The 23,264-nt window shown below is 39.1% G+C and carries 24 protein-coding genes; 7 read left to right on the top strand and 17 right to left on the bottom strand.

Annotation, left to right across the window (positions count from 1 at the left end):
• Nucleotides 1-106: 106 nt before the first annotated feature.
• The 8 genes from ACH8E3_RS15790 to ACH8E3_RS15755 form a co-directional block, all read right to left on the bottom strand.
• Entirely contained in the window at nucleotides 107-1,189 is a 1,083-nt protein-coding gene (locus ACH8E3_RS15790; RefSeq protein WP_458633602.1) for an AI-2E family transporter, read from the bottom strand.
• Nucleotides 1,190-1,213: 24 nt separating this feature from the next.
• The gene (locus tag ACH8E3_RS15785) at nucleotides 1,214-2,053 is read right to left on the bottom strand and encodes a DegV family protein (RefSeq protein WP_458633601.1); all 840 of its coding nucleotides are present in this window, start codon (nucleotides 2,051-2,053) and stop codon (nucleotides 1,214-1,216) included.
• An 84-nt stretch (nucleotides 2,054-2,137) separates the two neighbouring features.
• Nucleotides 2,138-2,392, bottom strand: a complete 255-nt coding sequence (locus tag ACH8E3_RS15780) for a hypothetical protein (RefSeq protein WP_458633600.1) — start codon at nucleotides 2,390-2,392, stop codon at nucleotides 2,138-2,140.
• A gap of 183 nt (nucleotides 2,393-2,575) precedes the next feature.
• Nucleotides 2,576-3,079 (bottom strand): ferritin, encoded by a 504-nt coding sequence (locus ACH8E3_RS15775; RefSeq protein ID WP_458633599.1) that lies wholly within the window; start codon nucleotides 3,077-3,079, stop codon nucleotides 2,576-2,578.
• Nucleotides 3,080-3,253: 174 nt separating this feature from the next.
• Nucleotides 3,254-3,931: an ABC transporter ATP-binding protein gene (locus ACH8E3_RS15770; protein WP_458633598.1), complete on the bottom strand. Its 678-nt coding sequence runs from the start codon at nucleotides 3,929-3,931 to the stop codon at nucleotides 3,254-3,256.
• Nucleotides 3,928-5,046 carry an ABC transporter permease gene (locus ACH8E3_RS15765; RefSeq protein WP_458633597.1) on the bottom strand — a complete coding sequence of 373 codons (1,119 nt, stop codon included), beginning with the start codon at nucleotides 5,044-5,046 and terminating at the stop codon, nucleotides 3,928-3,930. Before ACH8E3_RS15765 ends, ACH8E3_RS15770 begins: the two co-directional genes overlap by 4 nt.
• 69 nt (nucleotides 5,047-5,115) lie before the next feature.
• Nucleotides 5,116-6,492 carry a sensor histidine kinase gene (locus tag ACH8E3_RS15760; RefSeq protein WP_458633596.1) on the bottom strand — a complete coding sequence of 459 codons (1,377 nt, stop codon included), beginning with the start codon at nucleotides 6,490-6,492 and terminating at the stop codon, nucleotides 5,116-5,118.
• On the bottom strand, nucleotides 6,489-7,166 hold the full coding sequence (locus tag ACH8E3_RS15755; protein WP_458633604.1) for a response regulator transcription factor: 678 nt from the start codon (nucleotides 7,164-7,166) through the stop codon (nucleotides 6,489-6,491). Before ACH8E3_RS15755 ends, ACH8E3_RS15760 begins: the two co-directional genes overlap by 4 nt.
• 393 nt (nucleotides 7,167-7,559) lie before the next feature.
• On the opposite strand from ACH8E3_RS15755, the gene ACH8E3_RS15750 reads away from it, so the two are divergent.
• Nucleotides 7,560-7,775: a hypothetical protein gene (locus ACH8E3_RS15750; RefSeq protein WP_458633595.1), complete on the top strand. Its 216-nt coding sequence runs from the start codon at nucleotides 7,560-7,562 to the stop codon at nucleotides 7,773-7,775.
• Nucleotides 7,776-7,851: 76 nt separating this feature from the next.
• Here ACH8E3_RS15750 and ACH8E3_RS15745 read toward each other — a convergent pair whose 3' ends face one another.
• A complete protein-coding gene (locus ACH8E3_RS15745; RefSeq protein WP_458633594.1) occupies nucleotides 7,852-8,577 on the bottom strand; it encodes a metallophosphoesterase family protein in 726 nt (241 codons plus the stop codon).
• Between the two features lie 25 nt (nucleotides 8,578-8,602).
• Nucleotides 8,603-9,445 (bottom strand): aldo/keto reductase, encoded by an 843-nt coding sequence (locus ACH8E3_RS15740; protein ID WP_458633593.1) that lies wholly within the window; start codon nucleotides 9,443-9,445, stop codon nucleotides 8,603-8,605.
• Between the two features lie 107 nt (nucleotides 9,446-9,552).
• Here ACH8E3_RS15740 and ACH8E3_RS15735 point away from each other — a divergent pair, with 107 nt between their 5' ends.
• Together ACH8E3_RS15735 and ACH8E3_RS15730 are read left to right on the top strand one after the other, a co-directional pair.
• Nucleotides 9,553-10,386 carry a sulfurtransferase gene (locus ACH8E3_RS15735; RefSeq protein ID WP_458633592.1) on the top strand — a complete coding sequence of 278 codons (834 nt, stop codon included), beginning with the start codon at nucleotides 9,553-9,555 and terminating at the stop codon, nucleotides 10,384-10,386.
• A gap of 392 nt (nucleotides 10,387-10,778) precedes the next feature.
• Nucleotides 10,779-11,966, top strand: a complete 1,188-nt coding sequence (locus ACH8E3_RS15730) for an MFS transporter (RefSeq protein ID WP_458633591.1) — start codon at nucleotides 10,779-10,781, stop codon at nucleotides 11,964-11,966.
• Between the two features lie 409 nt (nucleotides 11,967-12,375).
• On the opposite strand, the gene ACH8E3_RS15725 is transcribed toward ACH8E3_RS15730, so the two are convergent.
• From ACH8E3_RS15725 to ACH8E3_RS15715, 3 genes are all read right to left on the bottom strand, one after another.
• Nucleotides 12,376-12,819: an OsmC family protein gene (locus ACH8E3_RS15725; RefSeq protein ID WP_458633590.1), complete on the bottom strand. Its 444-nt coding sequence runs from the start codon at nucleotides 12,817-12,819 to the stop codon at nucleotides 12,376-12,378.
• Nucleotides 12,820-12,961: 142 nt separating this feature from the next.
• Entirely contained in the window at nucleotides 12,962-14,155 is a 1,194-nt protein-coding gene (locus ACH8E3_RS15720) for an MFS transporter (protein ID WP_458633589.1), read from the bottom strand.
• Nucleotides 14,156-14,218: 63 nt separating this feature from the next.
• Nucleotides 14,219-14,818, bottom strand: a complete 600-nt coding sequence (locus tag ACH8E3_RS15715; RefSeq protein WP_458633588.1) for a TetR/AcrR family transcriptional regulator — start codon at nucleotides 14,816-14,818, stop codon at nucleotides 14,219-14,221.
• Between the two features lie 198 nt (nucleotides 14,819-15,016).
• Between ACH8E3_RS15715 and ACH8E3_RS15710 the strand changes: the two genes are divergently transcribed.
• Nucleotides 15,017-15,382 (top strand): cytochrome-c oxidase, encoded by a 366-nt coding sequence (locus ACH8E3_RS15710; RefSeq protein WP_458633587.1) that lies wholly within the window; start codon nucleotides 15,017-15,019, stop codon nucleotides 15,380-15,382.
• Nucleotides 15,383-15,471: 89 nt separating this feature from the next.
• Here the strand turns inward: ACH8E3_RS15710 and ACH8E3_RS15705 are convergent, their stop codons facing one another.
• Nucleotides 15,472-16,719, bottom strand: a complete 1,248-nt coding sequence (locus ACH8E3_RS15705; RefSeq protein ID WP_458633586.1) for a peptidase — start codon at nucleotides 16,717-16,719, stop codon at nucleotides 15,472-15,474.
• Between the two features lie 190 nt (nucleotides 16,720-16,909).
• Between ACH8E3_RS15705 and ACH8E3_RS15700 the strand changes: the two genes are divergently transcribed.
• Nucleotides 16,910-18,286, top strand: coding sequence for a cryptochrome/photolyase family protein (locus ACH8E3_RS15700; RefSeq protein ID WP_458633585.1), 1,377 nt, complete (start codon nucleotides 16,910-16,912; stop codon nucleotides 18,284-18,286).
• Nucleotides 18,287-18,395: 109 nt separating this feature from the next.
• On the top strand, nucleotides 18,396-18,896 hold the full coding sequence (locus ACH8E3_RS15695; RefSeq protein WP_458633584.1) for a DUF2062 domain-containing protein: 501 nt from the start codon (nucleotides 18,396-18,398) through the stop codon (nucleotides 18,894-18,896).
• 13 nt (nucleotides 18,897-18,909) lie between these two features.
• On the opposite strand, the gene ACH8E3_RS15690 is transcribed toward ACH8E3_RS15695, so the two are convergent.
• The gene (locus ACH8E3_RS15690; protein ID WP_458633603.1) at nucleotides 18,910-20,148 is read right to left on the bottom strand and encodes a voltage-gated chloride channel family protein; all 1,239 of its coding nucleotides are present in this window, start codon (nucleotides 20,146-20,148) and stop codon (nucleotides 18,910-18,912) included.
• A 203-nt stretch (nucleotides 20,149-20,351) separates the two neighbouring features.
• On the opposite strand from ACH8E3_RS15690, the gene ACH8E3_RS15685 reads away from it, so the two are divergent.
• Entirely contained in the window at nucleotides 20,352-21,050 is a 699-nt protein-coding gene (locus tag ACH8E3_RS15685) for a DsbA family oxidoreductase (protein WP_458633583.1), read from the top strand.
• A 165-nt stretch (nucleotides 21,051-21,215) separates the two neighbouring features.
• On the opposite strand, the gene murB is transcribed toward ACH8E3_RS15685, so the two are convergent.
• Together murB and ACH8E3_RS15675 are read right to left on the bottom strand one after the other, a co-directional pair.
• Nucleotides 21,216-22,130 carry a UDP-N-acetylmuramate dehydrogenase gene (gene murB, locus ACH8E3_RS15680; RefSeq protein WP_458633582.1) on the bottom strand — a complete coding sequence of 305 codons (915 nt, stop codon included), beginning with the start codon at nucleotides 22,128-22,130 and terminating at the stop codon, nucleotides 21,216-21,218.
• 513 nt (nucleotides 22,131-22,643) lie between these two features.
• Nucleotides 22,644-23,111 carry a ferritin-like domain-containing protein gene (locus tag ACH8E3_RS15675; protein WP_458633581.1) on the bottom strand — a complete coding sequence of 156 codons (468 nt, stop codon included), beginning with the start codon at nucleotides 23,109-23,111 and terminating at the stop codon, nucleotides 22,644-22,646.
• Nucleotides 23,112-23,264: the final 153 nt, after the last annotated feature.

Below are 23,264 nucleotides of genomic sequence, written 5' to 3'. Positions count from 1 at the left end.
CTTCGCCATTCGGGACTCACACCCTATAGATAGCGCCCATGCTGGGCGCACAACAGAAAAAGACCCTTAGGATAACCTAAAGGTCTTATTCGTGTTATTAACTTAGTTACATCGCTTCCCAAGACTTCTTAAAGAATCTTATATACACCTTAGAGACTACAATCTTCACAACCATATACATCGGAATAATAACAATAACACCTACAATGCCGAATAGATCGGCTCCGGCTAAAACTAGAATAATCGTCGTCAACGGATGGATATCTAATTGTTTCCCAAATATATAAGGCGCTACAATATTATCCTGAATTTGTTGAGCCACTAGAATGATAATTAGCGACCATATCGCGACTGAAGGTGATTCAACTAACCCTATAATGACAATAGGAACAGAAGATAATATTGCACCAACAAATGGTATGAAATTCAGTATTACAGCAATCACAGTAAGCAAGAGAGCATAAGGTAGACCAATAATGAGAAATCCAATATACATCAGCACACCAAGGGAGACATTCACAATAACTCTACCTACAATAAACCCACTTAGCGCTTGATCGATATCGGACATCACATCTACACCATCTTTACGGAACCGTATAGGTAAGAAGCTAACGATCTTTTTACCGAACTTCCCACCTTCTTTAAGCATATAGAATAGAAAGATAGGAAAGGTAAAGAGGATGATCGCAAAATTAGAGAAGAAAGAAAACAACCCAGAAACATAATTCGTTAATAAATTGAACCCTTGGTTCAAGAATTCAGTAATTTGCGACATTGGATTCGCATTCTCTGGAATAAGTGCCGCTAGGAAGTTATTCTGCTCCAATTTCTCAAGCTGTTGACCTAAAGAATTGAAGAGGCTTGGGGCGCTGGTAACCAAATTCGTTAATTGAGCAGCTAGAGAAGGCCACACACCAATGATGAAACCGACAATACAAAGAGCGATCACAACATAAATGATGAGTATCGCTAACGAACGGTGGATCTTCTTGCGTTCCATTACATCTACCAAAGGACGAAGTAAGTAGTAAAAGAATCCTGCCAGTAGAAAAGGAACGATAATCATCATGCTAAATAATGAAAGTATTGGATTGAAAATAAAATCTACTAGTGATGCCAAATAAATGATAAGCAACAATAGGATGATTCCAATACATAATCTTATGAATCTACTTAATTTCGTCAAATGTTCTCCCCCAGAATGATCAAATTAAAATGCGATGCCGATTCCACCTTCGCCTGCATAGGTTCCCATAATAGGGCCCATATTGGAGAACATTACTTCTTTGAATGGATGTTTCTCTAAAATACGTTCTTTAATCTCAACGGCACGCTTCTCGCAATTACTATGAACGATAGCTATAACCGCCGTTTCATAATCATGTTGTTTCTCATCTAAACGAGATAATAAGGTTGTCATCGCTTTTTGCAATCCACGCGTCTTTTCTATAACATCGACTGTGCCTTCTTCACTAATCTTTAGAAGTAACTTGATATTAAGCATCGATGCAACTGCACCCGACAATCGATTAAGTCGCCCTCCTCGGATGACATTATCTAAGGTCTCTAATGTGAAGTAAGCTTTTACGTCCTTTATCTGATGAACTACCTTATCTTTTAACTCAGATAAATTGGAACAGGTCTGCGACCATTTAGCTGCCATGCCAACAACCAATGATAATCCACCAGAGAAAGTCTTGGAATCTAATACCTCAATAACATTCGTATATCCTTCTTCAACATACATTTCTTTTGCAATCACAGCTGCCTGATATGTACTGCTAATATTAGAGGACATGCAGATAACCAAGATATCCGTTCCTTGCTGTACTTCTTTGAACTTTTCAAGAAAGTCCTGTGGACTTGGACTTGCCGTTGTAGGTAAATCTTTGGATTCCCTCATTTTGGTGTAAAAGGTCTCGGCATTCATATCTGCTGGCATACTCTCATTAGCAAAATGAACAGACAAATTAACGATAGAGATATTATACTTATTTATATACTCTACAGGTAAATCCGAACCACTATCTGTAATAATCTTGATCGACATAGCAACAATTACGCTCCTTATGGTATCATTTATGATGTGAAATACAAAGCGAATGTGACGGTCATACTTAGCATACTACTTCAATTATAGCAGTTCTTGCCACCATGGCGTCATTTCATAAACACATAATTCTTCATATTCTCCAATGATTTTAATATCTTTCATTTCCTCTTCAGTATAACCTTTCATTTTGTGATTACTTTCAACATAATAGGTCTTTTGAGATAAGTTAGAAATATATATATAACATCCTTCGTAGCTTTGAGAATCCATAATAAGTAAATCCGCTGGAATTCCAGTGACCTCTATCATCGCATGTAAAGCTTGTTCTTCCGTCACAATCCATTTCCCCTTTTATATCTAATTCGTTTCCCTTGGGTATGAAGAGAATTTTATATGATTATGTCATTTCAGACAAGTTATCGTATTTTTCCTATGTATTATCATTAGAACATGAGGAAAGACTCCTACGATTTATCATCGGGGAGCCTTTCTATTCCATCTATTGATCACCGTGTATTTCTAATCCGTAGGTGGTGTGAATGATCTTGATGCGAACTCTGCATCTAGCATGTAGAAAGCGTTGCTATCATTCTCAATACGTTTTAACTTCTGAATAATATTGTCAAAGAGGGCTTCTTCTTCAACCTGCTCATCGATGAACCATTTCAAAAAGTAAATTGTGGCATGCTCACGTTCATTCGTTGCTAAGTCAGCCAAATCATAGAATCTACTTGTATTCTGCTTCTCATGGGCGTATCCATGTTCAAATACATCAAGCATGGATGTGTACTCATTCTTTGGTTCTGGGAGAGCTTCTAATGTTGCACGTAGCCCTCGATCATTAATGAATTTATATATTTTCATTCCATGAAATCGTTCTTCTTCTGCCTGAACCATATAGAAATTTGCAAATCCGTCCAGACTTTTTGCTGAACAATATGCCGCCATTGCGAGATAGACATGAGCTGAATAAAATTCGAAATTCATCTGTTTGTTTAGAGCTTCCGCTAATCCGTCTTTCATTGAACAATCACCTCAGCTTCTTATTTGATTATAATGCTTGAAACAGGTCACCTTGTGATAATAAAAAGGATCGACTGTTCCATCTATCGTAACATGCTAACATTTCATCGGCAAGTTCAAAGAAAATAAGCCTCGAATAATCAAGGCTTACTTCTCTATCACTTAAACCGAGTATTATTTCTCCACTAGAATGCCATCTTCCAAATAGAGTACCCGATCACACCATTCCAGCATACGCTCATCATGTGTAACCATCACCGCTGCTTTGCCGTCTCTTTTGACTTCTTCTGCCAACATTTGAACGACTTCCTTACCACGATTGAAATCTAGGCTTGCCGTAGGCTCATCAGCGAAGATAATCGCTGGATCGTTCATCCATGCTCGGGCTATGGCAACACGTTGCTTCTCACCACCCGATAGTTTCTCAGGATACTGACCTCGACGTTCCCAGATACCCAGTCTTTTCAGTAGATAGGATGCTCTTTTTTTAGCAACAGCTGCGTTTAACTTTGCAATTTTACCGACATACAATAATTGTTCTTCTACTTTCATGTAAGGAATTAATTGTGCACTTTGAAACATAAATCCGATCTTATCCAAGCGGAATTGCGTGAGTTCTGCTTTATCTTTATGAACAACGGATTGACCATCGATTAGAATCTCGCCGCTTGTTGGACTTAATAGCGCACCTGCAGTAGACAGAAACGTGCTCTTCCCTGAACCTGATGGTCCTAATATGGCTACAAATTCACCTTCGTTCACTTTTAGGTTCAAATTATTCAGTACGGACAGTGTTGAGTCACCATCTCCAAAGGTCTTGGTTACTTGTTTCATTTCTAATTTAGTTGTCATGCTCCAACCCTCCCAATAGCTTCTAATGCATCTACTTTGGCTACTTTTAATACTGAAATTAGAGATCCAATGAGGGACATCGCTATAAACAAGCCACTCGTTAATAGCATCGTAGAGAAACTTAATCGAAATGGCATGGATTCTGGCATGACCATAGTAACAATGTTAATTAGAATGAGACTTATACCTATGCTAACAATGGATAATAGGAATACTTGACCGAGCACACTGCGCGCTAAATAATTCGTTTGAGTTCCCATCGCTTTTAGAATTCCGAACTGACTTGTCTTCTGTATCGTAATGACATAGAAGAATACAGCTAAGACGAATCCAGATATTACGAATAAAAAGACAATCATCATCATCAGAGAGCCTTGCTCTTCTGCATAACCTGGAATACTTGCAATCGCTTCTTTTTGTGTAATAACATCTACATCTGTGAGTTTCGCTTGTAATTGATCTACTTGTTCTGATGTTGCATCAAGGGCTATGATGTTAAACGTTTGAGAATCTATAGATTCAGCGCCCTGTCCAGCACCCATAGTCATTGAATTCCATTCCTGTTGATTCATATATACGACTGGTGTATGACTGTATGAGTTGTTCTCTACAAAACCAGCTACGCTCCATTCGAGTCCAGTCTGTTGATCACGTATCATACTGCCAATGGTGACACCTGATTCTTCTAGCTGTCGGTCAACTATGACTTGTCCTGTTGCATCGTTGGTGATCTCTTCACCTAGAACAACCGATGGTGCGATAAGTCCTTTCATATCCACTGCGAAGAAGGTGACATCCAATTTCACATCCTGATCAACCGCTGTAACGGTACTCATCTGAATATTGAGTGGTGTTGCATTCTCATCGCCAGTGATAGCACGAACATCCAACAGATTCGTTTCATTTAACTGAGATCGTCTGAACTTATGCTCAGCATCACCCTGGACGACATAATGGTTGGTCGGCATATTCTCAATCGCTGATATGTTAGCGTATGCCAATCCTTTGGCTAATCCCGTTACGAATAGGACTAAGAACGAGACCAACAACATGATCACCATAATTAATGTATATCTAGCTTTGGAATGTCTTAATTCTCTTAGTGCTAAAAACATATTATCACTCCTTCTAATCTGTATAACCCTAGTTTAGAAGATGAGTGTGAACGGAGAATGAATAACAAATTACAATATCGGTAATCTGACCGTAAATGTCGTTCCTTCTCCAACAATACTAGATACTTCAATACTTCCTTCATGTGAATGAATAATTTTTTGCACAATCGATAGACCTAACCCTGTACTGTGTGTTTCAGCCGTTCTTGCTTTGTCTACTTTATAGAACCGTTCGTAGATAAGCGGAAGATCTTCGGCGGGAATACCTTCACCAGTATCGGAGACAGATACGACACAATGTTTATTGTCTATATTCGCAGAGATTGTGATTGTTCCACCCTCCGATGTATATTTAATGGCATTCGTCAGTAGATTCATCCACACCTGATATAACATATTTGAATCCCCATAGATCGTCATGTCCTGTAAGTTGAGACGTAATGCTAATTGTTTCTCCGCAAGCTTCCATTCCAGAATTTGCACGACTTTGCGAAGTTGTGATCGAAGATCAATTTCTTTCACTTGTAGCGCGTGGTCGTCATAATCCAGAGTAGATAACGTCAGCAACTGTTTACTGAGCATGGATAAGCGCTGACTTTCTTTTTCAATAATAGAAAGATAATGAATGCGCTGTTCATCCGATAATGTCGTATCCTTCAGTGTGTGTGCGAACCCTTGAATAGAAGTAAGTGGCGATTCAATCTCATGTGATACATTAGCAACGAACTCTTGACGTGAACGTTCCGTACGCTTCAATTCCTGACTCATTGTCATAAAATCTGTTGCTAATTGACCAATCTCATCTTTGCGAAACGTATTAAGCTTAATATCATATTGCCCCCTCACGATACTCTTCGTTGCCATGGTCAGTTTCGTTATGGGTCTAACGATATGAAGTGAGCTTATGACTACGAATCCCAAACATAGTAAAAGGGTAACTCCAATGAGTAATACAATAAAGACGCGGAGCTCTCCGAATTGGATTTGGGCATCTGGACGGATAAATAACGCATAACGCTCGTTATTCATTTGAATGGGTACACCAATACTATTTCGCAATTGATTATCAAAGAAACCCGTAATAAACAATTCGCTCGGAAATTCTGCTACGCCATGATAAATCTGACCATTCAGAACCTTGTTCAAATCTTCCACTTTCAAATCCATTTTTTTAAAAGGTCTGCCGTAGAGTTTCTCTTCCCCTTGATTATTACTCAGATAGATTTTGTAACCCAGCATAGCTACGCTTTCTAAATAGTCATCAAGCGCTTCAGGGTGTGTTTCGACGAACTGCTGTAATTGAAGAGCCATTTCTGTTAGTTTAGCATCATTTAAAGGTTTTATTTGGATATGATAATATTTATTCGTAATAACGAAACCAAATATACTGCCGATTAGAATCGTTGAACAAAAGACGAGACACATACGCATATACATGGACTTCATGCGGTGGTTACCTCTATTTTATATCCAATACCTCGCACAGTACGAATGTTGAAATCATTCTGGTAATCTACAAATCGCTCTCGCAGTCGCTTGATGTGAACATCTACCGTACGATCATCGCCTTGATAATCGATACCCCACACAAGTTCTATCAATTCACTTCGCGAGAACAACCTACCAGGATATTGCGCTAATTGAGATAACAACTCGAATTCTTTGCCGGGTAACAAGATGGTCTCTTGTCCAACGGTAATCTCGTAATTCTTGCGATCAATCAACACTCGATTAAGACGGATCGTATCCTGTGATGCGATGGAATATCGACGAAATAATGCTGAGATCCGAAAGAGTAGCTCCTCGGGTTCGAAGGGCTTGGTCACATAGTCGTCTGTGCCTTTTAAATAACCCTGTTCTTTATCACTTAGCTGCTGGCGTGCTGTAAGTAATATAATAGGAATATCATAGGTTTCACGTATATGTTCACATAGTTCAAGTCCATCCACATGCGGCATCATCACATCAACAATAGCCAAATCTACCGTTGTACCCTCCATCATTTGCATGGCTTCTCTACCATCAGCAACTTCAAACACATGATAACCCTCTCGCGTTAACACATGTCTTAATAACGTACGTATACTAGCATCATCATCTGCGACTAATATTTTTCTCATCATTTCACTCTCCTATTTCATTGCACATCATGTAAGAGACTTGAATGTTCTAATAAAATCTCTTGGATTATCTCGAATAGAATATGGGAATACCCCTTGGTTGGTATGAAGATATAACAATCCTTCGTTGTCCCCCATTCTACGGTAAGACATATCAAATACTTCTTCTATGGGAAAAGAGCGATAGTGCGTTATGACTTTATCCTCGTATAAATACATCATTCGATCATGTACGACAGTGGATTGTTCCATATTGATTAATTGTCTTTCAATTTTGTAATAGTTTTGTTGGGCTAAATAAATTCCGCTTCATTCCCTTCATAATAAAATTACTGACATATGTTACTTAAAATTATGATAAAATAATTATAATCTAATTAGGGTGGTGTTCAGATGCCATATTCAATTCTATATATCATTATAATCATTGTAGCTTTAATCGGTGGTGTTGGTACATTCATGGTAGGCTACTCCAAGGCAAACAAACAAGCGAACTCTGATTACCGTCAGAAAACAAAACGAAATCTAACCAGTCTTTCTATCTTTTACGTAGTCGTGACCATTGCTTCTATTATAGCTTTTGTTGTCTACCTATACATCAAGGATTAATAGGTACATACCATAAAGACCCTGTGGATCGATGATCACAGGGTCTTTACTACATGTGTGTCGAGCTCATGCATAATTACAAGCCTCTATATATACCCGTTCTGAGCTCTTTCATGTACTGTTCAAGATGAGGCATATCTGTTGCCTCGGCTTGTTTGATAGCTAGTTCAATGTTATAGGGAACTCTAACAAACTGAATATTCAATGGAGCTTCGGATACGTTATTCTCATCCCCTTCCAAGATGACATAAGATGCTTGCGTCATATCCAATGGATTTCCCACACTCCCCACATTTATTAATGTCTTGCCATGGATATGCTGCATGTACGCATTGTGAATATCTCCATAGGCAACAACATCCGCAGGTCTAAGTTGTTCGCATAGCTCTGAACTCTCGAACAATGATTCTCTTCGTTCTTGATCGTCCCATGGTTGAACTCGTTCATATACACTTCTAGGTGATGCATGGAATAGTCTTATGAACTTACCGCTCATCATAAATTCAATAGAGAAAGGCAGCTGATCTAAATATTGAAGTCGGTCTTTACCCAATACAGCTTGATGCCAATGAATGACATCCCATTCACTTTCCTTTGAAATGAAGTCATCCCAGTTACCACGAACGACACGCTCACAATGGGTTCTAATCGTATCTACAACAAGATCAGAACTAGGTCCTTTTCCAATCAGATCGCCTAGACAATATATGCTCGTAACCTGACGTTTCGCGATATCTTCGAGCACAGACTCCAACGCGGGCATATTCCCATGTATATCAGAAATGATTGCAATTCGCTTCACATTGTTATCTCCATTCTAATCGCATTTATACATCAAACTGTTCGGGATTCGTACCTACTCTAAGATCCTCATTCATTCCTTCGATCATTCTCATATCTTCCGATGACAGTTGAAAGTCAAAAATATCAGCATTTTCTATGATACGCTCTTTCGTAATGGATTTAGGTATCGTCACAACCTGATTCTGTATATCCCAACGTAAAATAACTTGTGCAACGGTCTTACCATGTTTTTGTGCGATTTCTTGTAGTGTTGCGTTATCTAAAAGTCTACCTTGCATCAGAGGTGACCACGCTTCTAATTGAATACCATGTTGCTTACAGTATGAGTGTAATTCATGTTGAGCTAATCGTGGATGATATTCCACTTGATTGACCATTGGCTTAATATGAGCATCTTGTAGCAGATCATTCAGATGATGCACGTGGAAGTTACTGACACCAATAGCACGAATACGTCCATCTTGATACAGTTTCTCCAGAGCTCTCCAAGTGTCTTTATACTTGTGTTTCACTGGCCAGTGTATAAGATATAGATCCAACTGCTCCAGGCCTAATTTAGTCATCGTCTTGTCGAACGCATCCAACGTAGATTCATATCCTTGATCATCATTCCACACTTTAGATGTAATGAACAATTCATCCCTGCGTATTCCTTGATCTTGCATCACTTCACGTAATGCTTGACCTACACCTTCTTCATTCTCATAAATAGCTGCCGTATCGATACTTCGATAACCATTCTTGATCGCTGTTGTGACTGCTTGTATCACTTCTGCCCCATCTGATGCTTTGTATACACCTAATCCGAACCAAGGCATCTTAACGCCATTGGATAGTGTTGTTGTCGATTGTAAGTTAGTTATCATAAGATTGAACCTCCTATAATTGAATTAGCTAGCGTCACTTCATTTGATGATCATACCCTATTTCTGATACTATTTATAATAATACGGTATGAAGGCGGTGTACAACAATGAATTTTATTATTTCAAAACAATGGTTACTTGCTCGCTTGTACGAACCCGATCTAATCATTATCGATTGTCGGTTCGTGATGGGACAACAAGAAGCGGGACGCATAGCTTACGAGGCAGAACATATTCCAGGTGCCGTTTATCTTGATCTGGAAAAGGACCTATCTAGTCCAGTAACACAACATGGGGGGAGACATCCATTACCAGATATACATAAATTCATTAGAACCCTTGAGCAAATAGGTGTTAATAACGATTCTCGCATTGTAATCTATGACGATCAAGGTGGTGCTATGGCCTCTCGTCTATGGTGGCTACTTCAATATGTAGGACACTCTTCAGCATATGTCATGAATGAAGGGTTCAGCTCATGGAAACAATCCCAATACCCAGTGAGTGATACGCAACCGATTAGAATACCCCAGACGTTCACGCCACATATTCAACACGATCTTGTTGTATCCATGGAAGATGTCAGAAAGGCTTCGCTAAATCGTACCTCCATCATAATCGATTCTCGGGAAACGAACCGTTATTTAGGACTCGAAGAACCCATTGATCCAGTCGCGGGTCATATTCCAAGTGCCATCAACAAGTTCTGGAAAGAGATGAAGTTGGATAATGGCAGTTGGAAGTCAAAGGATGAACTTCAAACACATTTCAAAGATATACCCAAAGACCAGGAAATCATCGTCTATTGTGGTTCGGGTGTCACAGCCTGTCCGAACATTCTGGGACTACACGAGGTTGGTTATTCTAACGTGAAATTGTATGCGGGAAGCTGGAGCGACTGGATTAGTTATGAGGAGAATCCGGTGGCTACTGGGGAATGATTAAGTTTAAAGAGTCCGCGCGCTAAACGTGGGCTCTTTAATTTAGTTCTATGGATGAGTTTGAATCACGGTAGTTGTCAAGACAGTTGCTCGTATGGTTTGAGTAACATAGATAATCCTTGCTACGACTAGCATTATAAGGCATAGCAAAAGGAGTACCTCCCCAAAATTGAATTAGTACAGTGACCAAACCACACTTATTTCTTTGTAACCCATTACCAAAAGCATAGTGTTGGAAAATATTTTCAAGTATGGCAATAATTTTCGATCCATTAGTGCGAAGAGCTTCTGATGTATGTATCCACTATTAATTTCGACATAAGGCTGTTATTTCGCGACAACATTTCGTATAATGTAAGATTATATCTATTCCTTATAAGGTGTGTGCCCTAATGAATAACAGTCAGTCTGTGAAAATGAGTTTACGTTACTTTTTATTCTTCTATGTATTTATTTACGCTGGGAATGCCGTCTATGGGACGTTTCTACCTCTATATTTCCAGGATATTGGCTATTCAGCCTTGCAAATTGGCACTCTACTCAGTCTAGGTCCATTCGTCGCTATATTGGCTCAGCCACTCTGGGGTGCGCTCGGAGATCGTGCCCAAACAAAAAATTCCATTTTACTCTTCTTATTGACTGGCTGTGGAATTACGATCCTGTTGTATCCATTGTCGAACCAGTTTACATATCTATTGTTGATCATTAGCATCTTCACTTTTTTCCAGACTTCCATCTTTGCTATAAGTGATACGATTACGCTTGAGGCAATAGACAAGCATAAAATAGGTAAGTTCGGACATATTCGTATGGGTGGTACATTCGGGTTTGCTGTGATGTCACTTGTGTTCGGGATTATTTCCAAGGACCATATCAGCTCCATGTTTATCGTGTATTTCAGCATTATCGTTGTCGCTTTCCTACTCGTTCTGAAGTTCCCAACTGTTGAAGGGCATCAAACACATGGACACAAAGTATCAATTACGGTTCTCTTTAAGAATCGTATGTTGATGATCTATTTCGGATTCAACTTCATACTACAAATCACTCTAGGGTACTATTATGCCTTCTTCCCAATGTATTTCAGAGAGCTTGGTGGAGATAATGTATTGCTAGGCTGGTCCATGGTTATTTCATCATTAAGTGAAGTACCATTCTTATTATTTGCTGATAAAATTTTCAAGCGCGTGAAGATTCCCTATATATTATTAGCAGCAGCTGTATTTACAGCGTTACGTTGGTTTCTCTTCTCGATCATCGATGCGCCGATTTGGGTGCTGCCTGTTCAGGCTTTGCATGGACTCATCTTTATCGTACTTGCTGTGACTATGGCCACCTATATTAATAAAGAAGTACCCAAGGAGCTAAAAGCAAGTGGTCAGACGCTGAACGGTCTTATGAATCTAGGAGTTGCACGTATTATTGGAAGCTTTGCCGGCGGAATCGCAACAACCAGCTTTGGCATTCGTCATGTATTTATGTATAATTCAATCATTGCATTGGTTAGTTTGTTTGCATTCGTTCTAGTCTTATGGAGTACTAACCATCGGGATTCAAGAGCAAATCATTCAGCTCATTAACTTCGATGTTATTCTTTAGTCTAGTTGATTTCACAAGTCTCTAGTAATAGAATGGAGTAATCTTAAGGTAAAATGTACCCAGTAAGATAGACACTTGAAAAAGGTCATCTTATTGGTTTTTTTTGTTTACAATGAGAAAAACAATAATAGGAGCGAATGAAAATGACGTTAGTAAATCAATACCAGATTACATTTAACTTAAAACGAATTCGTCGTATTATAAAAAAATTTTCAATCATATGTCCGATTCAAAAAGCGAATCCATACCGAAATTTATGTGGTTGAATAGGGATAATATTATATTTTCGAGAAGAAGATTATCTTGTGTCGAGAAAACAGAACAAAAAAAAGACCAAATATCTCCACTATGGAGAATATTCGGTCTTGGATATAAACTACTCAATTCTTATTAGTTTTCGATAATAATCTTGTTTAATTTAAGATTAACGGGATTCGCCAACGAATCACCAACGGGGCACTTACTCTCTAAGAAATGGACAAACTCCTCAACCTTTTCCTTAGGCGAATCCGTTTTGATCCGGAATGTGTATCGGATATCAGTATATCCAGAACGAACATCCGCCTTATCAAAGAATCCATCAAGATCCAGATCACCTTCAACATCCACACTGAATGCATCCAGCGTTACACCAAACTTTGGTGCATAGATTCTAGCTACAATAGACTGGCAAGCACCAAGAGAAGCAAGCAGTACCTCCACTGGGTTCATACCCGTATCTGTTCCACCCATGCTCTTCGGCTCGTCAATCGTTAATTCGAAATCTCTTGAGGTTGCTTTGACTTGTACTCCTTCTTGTAATTCCGCAGTTGCTGTAAATGTTTGAATAGCCATTGGTTGATCCCCTTTTACAGATATAGTTAAATATATTTGATTATTTACTAATCCGACCTAATTACTTGGATTATACGGATAATCCTGATTTATGTCAACACAAAAAAGAGACACCCATGAAATAAGTGTCTCCAAAATTCATTCAACCTATAGATTCAACGACCTGACTTCTTTTGGCAACCATCGATAAAAAGAAACTTAACACTAGAATGATTGCCGCACATACATATGGATAGTTGATGTTAATATCAAATAAGAATCCTGCAACAATGGGTCCCATGATGTTCCCAAGACTCGTGTATGCTGAGTTGAGGCCTGCAACATAACCTTGTTGATGAGGAGCTACTTTGGACATTTGCGTACTTATGGCTGGACGCAATACATCCATCGCTAAGAACACAATAAAGGTAACCACAAGAATTAACCAATATTTGTGCACAAATAGTGTTAAGAATACGAAGATTCCAGACATCAGCAGGCTAAAAGAGATTACATTTCTATCGCCAAATTTATTCAATATCCATCCAAACATCGTCGCTTGCACTACAGCACCCGATATCGATCCGAATGTTATAATATAAGCGATATCTTTGGGTGTGAATCCGAACTTGTGATCTACAAACAATCCAAATACGGTCTCATAGTTCGCTAATCCGAACGAAGATACGAAAACAATGAATAGACTTAGGAAGTATGGTTCACGGTAAGAACGCGCTAACTGAATGATCAAGCTTTGCTTCACTTCTTGCGTGCGAGCTTTACGTTTCTCAGAAGGTAATGATTCAGGAAGAATCAGAGCCGTGATGATGGATGCTATCCCGCCAGCAATTGCCGCTGCAAAGAAAGGTACACGAATGCCGTACTCTGCCAGAATCCCTCCAATTCCAGGACCAATAATGAATCCCGTAGTTATCGCGGCTGTAATGAATCCCATACCCTTAGCTCTTTCGTCAGTTGAAGTGACGTCTGCGGTATAAGCCATAACGGAAGGCATAATCAGTGCTGCACCAATACCACCCATAAATCTAGCCGCAAACAAAAGGTAAGTCGAGCTAACCGCTCCAAATAAACCTTCCGATACTGCAAAAACAACCATCCCCGCAACGATAATCTTCTTGCGACCCATAGAATCCGATAATCTACCGGCTAAAGGTGAGAATAATAACTGTGTAAGTGAGAATGCGGCAACTAACATACCGACTGTACTACCACTGATCTGGAGTTCCGTCATGTAAGTTGGCATGATTGGAACGACAAGACCTATTCCTGTAAAGACCAGAAATATGTTAAACATTAGAAGCAATAGCGCTCCTCTATTTCTTAATAATAATGACATAACTATCCCCCGAAATTCCTGTTCTTCTAGTTGAATTATAATGTGTTACTATTTAATCGTAAATCAGATGGAATCTGTTACAATCCCTTGCAGGAACACCTTAATCGCTAATCGATATAACTCGAGTGCATCCTTTTGGTTCAATTGTTGAGACATCTGGCTAAGCCCTACGGTCAATGCTTCGAATATAACCGAAAGCCCCTTCACATCCATTGCCTTAAATTCCCCTTTATCTATTCCTTGCTGGAATATGCTCTGATAAAAAGTAAGATGCCCTGTCACCATTTCTGCTATTCGTTCTTCCACATCGTTTGCCTTGTCCTCGTTATGTAAGAACTCATTTGCTGCCTTGGTTAATGGATGGTTTAAATCTTCAAGTACCATTTGCTCAGCAATTCCATACATCTTTTCCGTCGTTGTTGCGTATGATGGTTCCCTTTCCTTCCATTTTTGATCCCAATCTTGCTCCCATTCATTAAGTAAACAGAGGATTAACCCTTCTTTACTTTTAAAATGATAATAAATATTCCCTTTACTGCTACCGGTTGCACTTACTATATCTTCAATGGAAGTTGCCTTATAGCCTTTTTGTGCAAACAGGCATCTTGCCGCGTCTGTAATCCTTTTTTTAGTATTTTCACTTTGCAGTTGCTTCTTGTTCATATACTTCCACTCCGATTCCATGGTTAATATATCACATTAGCTCGGACTTATACTGAACGTTCATTCAGTATAATATCATGATCCGTTTTAATTTTCAATATTTGCGAAGAAATCTATTTTGAATTCGGGATAAATTGATTTGTGAATGAATAGTTATAAAGCGTATTCGATCTGTTTCCAATTCAAAGGAGGATGTTCATGAGTGCACGGTTTATAAAAGCTGCTGCTATTTATTTCTTCATCGGTACGGCATTGGGTTTAACCATAGGAATTCTAGAAAAGTTCGAATTCACATCCGTTCATGCACATATTAATTTAGTAGGTTGGGCCTCTCTCGGGATTGTCGGACTCATCTATAAGGCCTACCCAGAAGCCGGAAAGACGCAACTCGCAACTGTACAATATTGGTTGCATATGATCGGGTTACCGCTACTTATTATCAGCATGATCATCTTCACAACGGATAACCATGCAATTGGAATTCCGATTGCCTCTGTGGGAGGATTAATGGTTATTGCATCGGCGTTGTTGTTAACAATCAATGTATTTAAGCGAATCAAATAAGTCGTCATAAGAATGAACAGACAAAACAGCCGATCTCAATTGAGATCGGCTACTTTAAGTTAGTTCATACCGTTACAATCACATGCTTATTATTTAGGTTGTATAGCTTGATCATCATTAGTAATGACTACGAGTTCTGCGTTCGCTATGCTAGGAATCGATTTAGTCATCATGGATGAATGATAGACCATCACCTTCATTCCCGATTTCAAATCAGGGGATCCACCGAACAAGGATACAACTTTTGTATCTTTGGAGATGTTCAGGATAACATCTTGTTGTGGATTCATCTTGTCCCCTACCTGTACATACACTTGATCATTAGCTAAGTCTTCTGAAGCAACAATTGTTCCTTCTACTTTGTTTGTTTCTTTCGTTTTGACAACCACTTTATCAGCATGTGTCTGAGCTGGGAATATCGCGGTCATCACTGGGCTATAGTATGCATCAACACGAACATCCGCTTTTAATGCATCCTTAGTTAATTTCTTACCATCTTCTGAGACAATTTCAGTCTTCTCATCTACAGTTAGAATAACATAATCTATGCCACCTTGTGCTGTTGGTCCACCGATCACAGTATACATGTTATCTTTCACATTCGTGATAATTCCGTTCGTACCTGGCACAGTTTCTTCCACTGAATCTTCATCCGATTCTTCAATTGCTGTATTAACAACAATATAGTTCGTTGTCGATTGAGCTGGAATGCTCATAGTAACCGCAGGACCATAGAATGCTTTAACACTCATTCCCTTTTGGATATCACTTGATTTCATAGCCTTACCATTCTCATCCTTGATTTTAACATTTTTAGCGAAATGTAATACCATCGTATCATCAAAAGATGAATAAATATTCTTACCATCTACAATAATACCAGTGTCCGTCAATTCGGATACAACTCCGTCAATTGCTGCATAACTATAATCTTGAACGACAAGCGTTAATGCTGTTCCACGTGCTGGAATACTTTTTGTTAAGATAGGGCCGTAGAATGCTTTAACCCCTTTCTTCTCATCTATAATCGTTTTCAATGCAACTCTTTTACCTTTAGAATCTATAATCTTAGTATCTTTGGTAATAGATAACACGATCTCATTTTGATCTGCTGTGCTTAACCCACGACCCGTTACCGTGATGAATTTACCAGTCTTATCATTTACGAAATCTGTGATTTGTCCCATTGTTCCTAAGACCATTTGCTTTTGAATAAGCTCGTGCCCCACTTTAGTTGGATTTGGTGATAGATCTTGTGCACTTGCACCCACTGGCATAACTGCCAATGCTAGAATTGTTGCTGTCGTTAATACTTTGAACATTTTTTTGTTTGTCATAAATTATTCCTCCAATAGAATTACCTGATTTTGTACATATTCTTTCCTTTTTTCTTGCCTATATATCCCTAGACGGAGAAGTCCTACCAAATGTTGCACATGAACAGCTATTATTCCTTATTCTTTGAAAATGATCTAGTTCACACATGATATAATGAATTCAAACTACACCAGAAAGGGTGTTGTATCTATGATACTATTCATCCATCGTAAAGATCTAAGAGTCGACCATCTACCTGCATTCGATGCTATTCGCTTCGCCCAAGCACCAAGCCTACATGTATTCATTCTAGACCCCTTTCTACTAAGTGATGATAGAGCGACAGAACACAGCGGAGCTAATTTCCTTCAACATGTCGCTGTGCTTCAGCAACAGTACACTAATCATGGCAAACACCTTCATGTTTTATATGGTAACCCCACGCAGATCGTAGATCAACTCTTATCACATCATCCCATTGATGAGATTATCATTCATGCTGACTATACGCCCTACGCTCTAAAAAGAGATCTGGAATTACAAAATACGGCTACTTCACACGGGGTTAAGTTAACTTCCTATGATGACGGAATGCTTGTAGATCTGCACGATTTCGTGGATTGGAGTGGACGAGCTGAACCATACAAGGTATTCACGCCGTTCTACCGACGGTTGCGAACGTATATGGAAGAACGACCAAGACCGTCTTTTACTGCGAAACTTAAAGATTTACAAACTGTAGAAATTGCCAACCCTATTTCAAGTGCGTTCCCTATATCGGGAGAGATACATAGTTTATTGGAAGAACATAAGAATGATGTTTCAGATTCGAATCATGAGATGCCTATTGCGTGTCTTGAAATTTTTCTTGATGAGGGGGTACAGCATTACTCCAACCATCGTGATCAATATGCAATAGATGGAACAAGTCAATTAAGCCGACATTTGAATGTAGGAGCATTGTCCGTTCGGGATGTATACGATAAACTGATGGATTCTGAGGTCGATGGTGAATCGTGGTTAAGACAACTTGCGTGGCGAGACTTCTATATATACCAATCCCGATTGAATCCAGACTATTTCAGCTATGAGAATCAGTTTGACTTCTCGGAACTTAGTACCCAACATTTCCACTCTTGGTCTACAGGTCATACAGGAATTCCACTCATAGATGCTGCGATGAGACAACTGAATGCAACTGGATGGATGCCTAATAGGCTAAGGATGATCACAGCGATGTTTTTAACCAAAAATCTTGGATGCCCTTTTATTTATGGTGAACGCTATTTCCGTCTGAAATTAAGGGATTATGATAATGTATTAAACCGGGGTGGTTGGCTCTGGAGTTCTTCCCTTGGGTATGATTCTTCTCCGTACTTTCGAGTGATGAATCCAGTCACGCAATCCCAGACGCATGATCCCAATGGGATCTATATTAGAAGATGGATGCCTGAGTTAGCACATCTCTCCAGCAAGGAAATTCACCTTCCACAGCCTGAGTCTCTTGTAGATCTTAAGCGTTCACGCGCACTAGCTATCGAAACGTATAAACGCATTCTGGATTCTAAAAAGAGAAATGAAGAATAGGCTGCACAGAACCCGAAATTCGACAAAATCTGATCAACTCTTTTATAAATACAGTGTAAATGATAGAATTAACTCGAATTACAATAACCTAAATAAAGGAATTATAATAATGAAATTGAATATTCTACGGAATTTAAAATATAATTGTTTAAGATTACTTAGAATTCAAAAATCAGATCATCAAATAGCCATTGGTTTTATAGCAGGTTTCTATTTCTGTTGGTTCCCTACATTTGGTCTAGGATTAATTCTTTCTGTAGCATTCTCTAGGTTACTTCGTGGGAATCTTATTGCAGCCGTGGTTGCAGGGGCTTTTGGAACCGTATTATGGCCATTTCTATTCTATCTTAACTATTTAACGGGGACACTTATCATGAATGTATTCTCTTCAACATCAAGAACCATTGAGGAGATTGTTGATTCCCCGCTGCTCGATATTGATTATGCAGATTCTGCTATGAATTTTAATGAAATTGGACATATGGGATTGAATTTTATCGAAGGCTCGATTATTAATAGTCTCTTGTTTTCCGTTGTTTTTTATTTCATACTACGTTTCACGTTACAGAAGTTTCGCAGACCATTACTCAAAAAACTAAGAGACACATGACTTAGCCAGTTAATCAAGGACTTTGTTGGTTTTTGGGCACACCAATTTGTTGTGAAGTATAGATTCCAGTAGGTCCAGAGAATAAGTAACTGACCACACAGGCAATGAACATGAATACAGCCCCTTCTGAACCGAATAACTCGATTCCCATGAGGAAACAGGCTATAGGAGTGTTCGTTGCCCCGCTAAATACAGCAATGAATCCTAACGCAGCCAGAAATGGTGCGTACATATGAAGAACCCCGGCTAATGAATGTCCAAGTGTGGCACCCATTGCGAATAATGGTGTCACTTCACCACCTTGGAATCCTGCGCCAAGCGTAACCGATGTGAATAGAAGTTTCCCAAAGAAAGCAAATGGATGAACATCCCCCTCGAAAGAATCACTTATTAAGTTGACTCCCAATCCTAAGTAATCCCGAGATCCAACCACATATACCATGATGATAATGACCAATCCACCAACGGCCGTCTTGAGCATTGGATTATGTATAAACTTTGCGAATGTTTTTTTGAGAAAATGGGTTAACTGACTAAAGAGCCTACTCGTTAGACCAAAATAAATGGACGCCAATATCACTTTTAATAAAACCATGAACGTAAGTGTTGGAACACTACCCATATCAAATTGCGTATGCGTAATTCCCCATAGTTTCATAGCCACAATATTCCCTGTGAAACTAGCTATAAAACATGGAATCAATGCGTCATAACGCATCATACCTAGAACAATGACCTCTAGGGCAAAGACCGCTCCTGCTATCGGTGTGCCGAATATGGATCCGAATCCTCCACTAATCCCACACATCAGAATAATCTTACGGTCTATGGGACCCACTTTAATCCATCGACCAAATTGATCCGCAAGACTTCCGCCCATCTGAACAGCCGTACCCTCTCGCCCTGCCGATCCGCCTAACAAATGAGTTATTAATGTTCCGAATAAGACTAGCGGAGCCATACGTAGTGGAACATGCTCATGTTCTCGTTCTTGAACTTGTTCAAATATTAGATTATTCCCTTTGGAACTATTCAGACCATAGGTATGATACAGATAACTGACCAACGCCCCTCCTAATGGCAATAAAAATAATAACCATGGATTAGCTAGTCTTACATCCGTTACATAGGCCAGACTTATCAAGAATATGGCGGAAGCGCTGCCTGTTAACAGACCAACTACCCCACCGAAGAATATCCATTTGATTAACGAACCTAGCACCGATTTATGAAAAAAATGATTAGAGTTCATCCATTCTGATTTATGTATCCATTTCATTGTAGTAAGACCTACCTTTTCTTGTCCCATTAAGCTTTAATCCCAAAATCTTAGTTCATCTAAAAAAAGTTGTCAATGAAAGATATCAATGAATAATGGTAAGTTGGATCAGTTAGTTGCTTTTTGTATCTGTAATCATTATGATTATAGATACAGATAAATAAAGGAGGATCAACATGACAATGAAAGTAGAGTTCTGGTCTGATATTGTATGTCCATATTGTTATATAGGTAAGAAAAGATTCGAGAAAGCTTTGGCTCAATTTGAGTACAAAGACGAGGTTGAGGTCATCTGGCGTAGCTTCGAACTTGATCCATCATCACCACGTCATACTGGTGAATTCATGGCTTCTCTATCCAAAAAGATGGGTAGACCTATGAATGAAGTTCAACAAATGATTGCTCAAATGACAAGTATGGGAGCACAAGAAGGTCTTGATTATCGATTCGATATTATGAAAGCTGGGAATACGTTCGATGCCCATCGCCTGCTCCACTTCTCGGCGCACAAGGGTCTTGTGGAAGAAGTAAGCGAACAACTCTATCATGCTTATTTCAGCGAAGGATTGCCTGTCGGTGATCAGAATGCACTCATAGAGTTAGCTGTAAAGGCTGGATTAGACGGAGCGGAAGTGCGTACAGTTCTAGAAGGCGACTCGTATACAGATGAGGTGCGTGCCGATGAGAACCAAGCGCGTGCTCTTCAAATCTCAGGTGTTCCTTTTGTTCTGGTAAGCAGTAAATATGCTGTGTCTGGTGCTCAATCTGTAGATGTGTTCCTTAATGCACTTCGTACAGCGTGGAATGAAGCTCAACCGATTCAGATGGTTGGGGATGCTGGAAACAGCTGTGACGATGGGAATTGTATAATTTAAGGTTCTTCAAACCACAAGCTGATATCTGTGCTCTACAGAATATCAGCTTGTTTCATTTCCTATGGAATATAACTTAGAATGAAAAATACAACTTAATGTGCAGTAGACTATGCACCCCTCCGAATACTCATTATTTCTCCATATTCGGGTTTGAGAGAATTAAGGCTATAGTTCTTCACCAATAAATCTCACTTCTGTCTCCAGCTCAATATCAAACTTAGCTTTAACGGTATCTCTCACATGATGAACTAGACCAATGTAATCACTTGCGGTAGCATGGTCTACATTGACGATAAATCCAGCGTGTTTCGTGGATACTTCGGCTCCACCGATTCTCACGCCTTGTAATCCACTCTCTTGAATTAATTGACCCGCAAAGCGATTAGGCGGCCGTTTAAATACGCTTCCGCAAGAAGGATACTCCAATGGTTGCTTAGACTCTCTCAAGTACGTTAACTCATCCATTTTTTCTTTGATAACCGAGTAATCACCGGGCTGTAGGATGAATCTAGCTTCTAGAATCGTATATCCTCCATCTGAAAAGATACTTTTCCGATAACTCAGGGCCATCTCGTCTCGTTGTAGCGTCATTAGGTTACCACTGGAATCTATAACTGTAGCATCCAGCAATACATCGGCAACTTCACCGCCATAAGCCCCTGCATTCATATATAGCGCTCCACCAATCGTACCCGGAATTCCACAAGCGAATTCAAGTCCAGTTAGGTGTTCATCTCGTGCCATTCTGGAAGCGTCGATAATAGCTGCGCCGCTTTGGGCAGTTAAGATATGTTCAGAGACTGTTATTTGTTGTAACTTCGTCATCTGAAGCACGATACCTCGAATGCCACCATCACGAATGACCACATTCGATCCATTCCCTAGTATCGTTATCGTCAATTCATGCTCTGCTGCATATTTAATAACCTTTTGAACTTCATCATATGTGGAGGGTAGCACATGAATATCTGCATTTCCACCCATTTGAGTATATACATGACTTTTTAAAGTCTCATGACATTGAATGACCGCTAAAGGAATGAGTGCCTTTAGCCCATCATAAATTTGAGTTATTTCCATTTCCGTACTCCTCTACCCAGTTATCAAGAAAAATTCAGTTACACCATTTTCTATTTTACCATAACATGTGGCGTCATGTTTAAATATGTGAATGGGTAGAGAAAATACATCTGTGTAGTATGGAAGTTGATGATATAGAGTATGATCCTATCTTTCATCCATTGTGAGAAATAACAGTCTATAAATAATGAATAGACCAAGATAAGCTCCGGTTATCAGGAAAAGAGGATTCAGAAAAATGCTGTGAATGGCTGTCATAAATACAGAATTATCGATTCGAATTTGGAATATGGAGGTTGATACAATACTCCCGAATATAATTGCTGATATAACAGCTAAAATATTGAAAAAAAATTGAAGTTTCTTGTTTTTAGTCTGAATATAAAACATAACCAACGGTATGATAATACTGGCAACAACTAATAAAACCTTCAAAAGATTACCCCTTTCAAGTGTATATCTGAGTATCACCTGAAAGATGAGTGGATAAACAAAGGTGGAATAATAATTACTTCATAAATAGTTTTGTAGCAATAGATTATTATACTTTGCTGCATGCTTCTGCTCATCGAGAATAATACCATACAAAGTATCTTTGTAAATGCCGTACGGAAGGCCAAACCATATCTTTCGATACTTTTCAACCGCAGATAATTCACCTTGAAATGCTTTTTGTAAGCCAGCAATATACGAAGGGATTTGTTCAGGGACTTCATTGCTAACTCCTGTCACTTCATGTCCTGTTAATTCTCTGTACATTTGTCGGAACATTTGATTATGCCCTCGTTCATCATTCCGAATTGAAACAATAACTTCAGCTTGTTCCTGGTTCGGAGCAAGCTGAATGAGTTGGTCATAAAAAAGTTCATCATTTCGTTCCCCTTGGACTGAATTCCTCATTAATTCAATAGCTTCTTGAGTTGAAGTTGCCCATATAGGGATGAATTGTGATCTGATCCAATACGGATAAACCATATTCATGAACGTATCCCTCCTATAAATTAAGTGTTTTCTCCCTTAATTATATGCGCATGAGCCTAGTGTGTGATTAATTCTGAGGTTCTGTTAATTAAGCTTAATGGATTGTCAACACTAAACTGAACAAAAATTATAAGGGCATAATCCTAGCTTCAA

Source organism: Paenibacillus sp. CMAA1364, from assembly GCF_054373195.1.
The sequence above is the reverse complement of the archived record's forward strand: the minus strand, read 5'-3'. Positions and strand labels throughout refer to the sequence as shown.

Coding starts and splice junctions, on each gene's coding strand:
- ACH8E3_RS15735 (WP_458633592.1), top strand. CDS start 9,553: ATGAATTTTATTATTTCAAAACAATGGTTACTTGCTCGCTTGTACGAA.
- ACH8E3_RS15750 (WP_458633595.1), top strand. CDS start 7,560: ATGCCATATTCAATTCTATATATCATTATAATCATTGTAGCTTTAATC.
- ACH8E3_RS15765 (WP_458633597.1), bottom strand. CDS start 5,046: ATGTTTTTAGCACTAAGAGAATTAAGACATTCCAAAGCTAGATATACA.
- ACH8E3_RS15690 (WP_458633603.1), bottom strand. CDS start 20,148: ATGAACTCTAATCATTTTTTTCATAAATCGGTGCTAGGTTCGTTAATC.
- ACH8E3_RS15760 (WP_458633596.1), bottom strand. CDS start 6,492: ATGAAGTCCATGTATATGCGTATGTGTCTCGTCTTTTGTTCAACGATT.
- ACH8E3_RS15740 (WP_458633593.1), bottom strand. CDS start 9,445: ATGATAACTAACTTACAATCGACAACAACACTATCCAATGGCGTTAAG.
- ACH8E3_RS15755 (WP_458633604.1), bottom strand. CDS start 7,166: ATGAGAAAAATATTAGTCGCAGATGATGATGCTAGTATACGTACGTTA.
- ACH8E3_RS15685 (WP_458633583.1), top strand. CDS start 20,352: ATGACAATGAAAGTAGAGTTCTGGTCTGATATTGTATGTCCATATTGT.
- ACH8E3_RS15710 (WP_458633587.1), top strand. CDS start 15,017: ATGAGTGCACGGTTTATAAAAGCTGCTGCTATTTATTTCTTCATCGGT.
- ACH8E3_RS15705 (WP_458633586.1), bottom strand. CDS start 16,719: ATGACAAACAAAAAAATGTTCAAAGTATTAACGACAGCAACAATTCTA.
- ACH8E3_RS15695 (WP_458633584.1), top strand. CDS start 18,396: ATGAAATTGAATATTCTACGGAATTTAAAATATAATTGTTTAAGATTA.
- ACH8E3_RS15700 (WP_458633585.1), top strand. CDS start 16,910: ATGATACTATTCATCCATCGTAAAGATCTAAGAGTCGACCATCTACCT.
- ACH8E3_RS15725 (WP_458633590.1), bottom strand. CDS start 12,819: ATGGCTATTCAAACATTTACAGCAACTGCGGAATTACAAGAAGGAGTA.
- murB (WP_458633582.1), bottom strand. CDS start 22,130: ATGGAAATAACTCAAATTTATGATGGGCTAAAGGCACTCATTCCTTTA.
- ACH8E3_RS15715 (WP_458633588.1), bottom strand. CDS start 14,818: ATGAACAAGAAGCAACTGCAAAGTGAAAATACTAAAAAAAGGATTACA.
- ACH8E3_RS15720 (WP_458633589.1), bottom strand. CDS start 14,155: ATGTCATTATTATTAAGAAATAGAGGAGCGCTATTGCTTCTAATGTTT.
- ACH8E3_RS15785 (WP_458633601.1), bottom strand. CDS start 2,053: ATGTCGATCAAGATTATTACAGATAGTGGTTCGGATTTACCTGTAGAG.
- ACH8E3_RS15770 (WP_458633598.1), bottom strand. CDS start 3,931: ATGACAACTAAATTAGAAATGAAACAAGTAACCAAGACCTTTGGAGAT.
- ACH8E3_RS15675 (WP_458633581.1), bottom strand. CDS start 23,111: ATGAATATGGTTTATCCGTATTGGATCAGATCACAATTCATCCCTATA.
- ACH8E3_RS15775 (WP_458633599.1), bottom strand. CDS start 3,079: ATGAAAGACGGATTAGCGGAAGCTCTAAACAAACAGATGAATTTCGAA.
- ACH8E3_RS15730 (WP_458633591.1), top strand. CDS start 10,779: ATGAATAACAGTCAGTCTGTGAAAATGAGTTTACGTTACTTTTTATTC.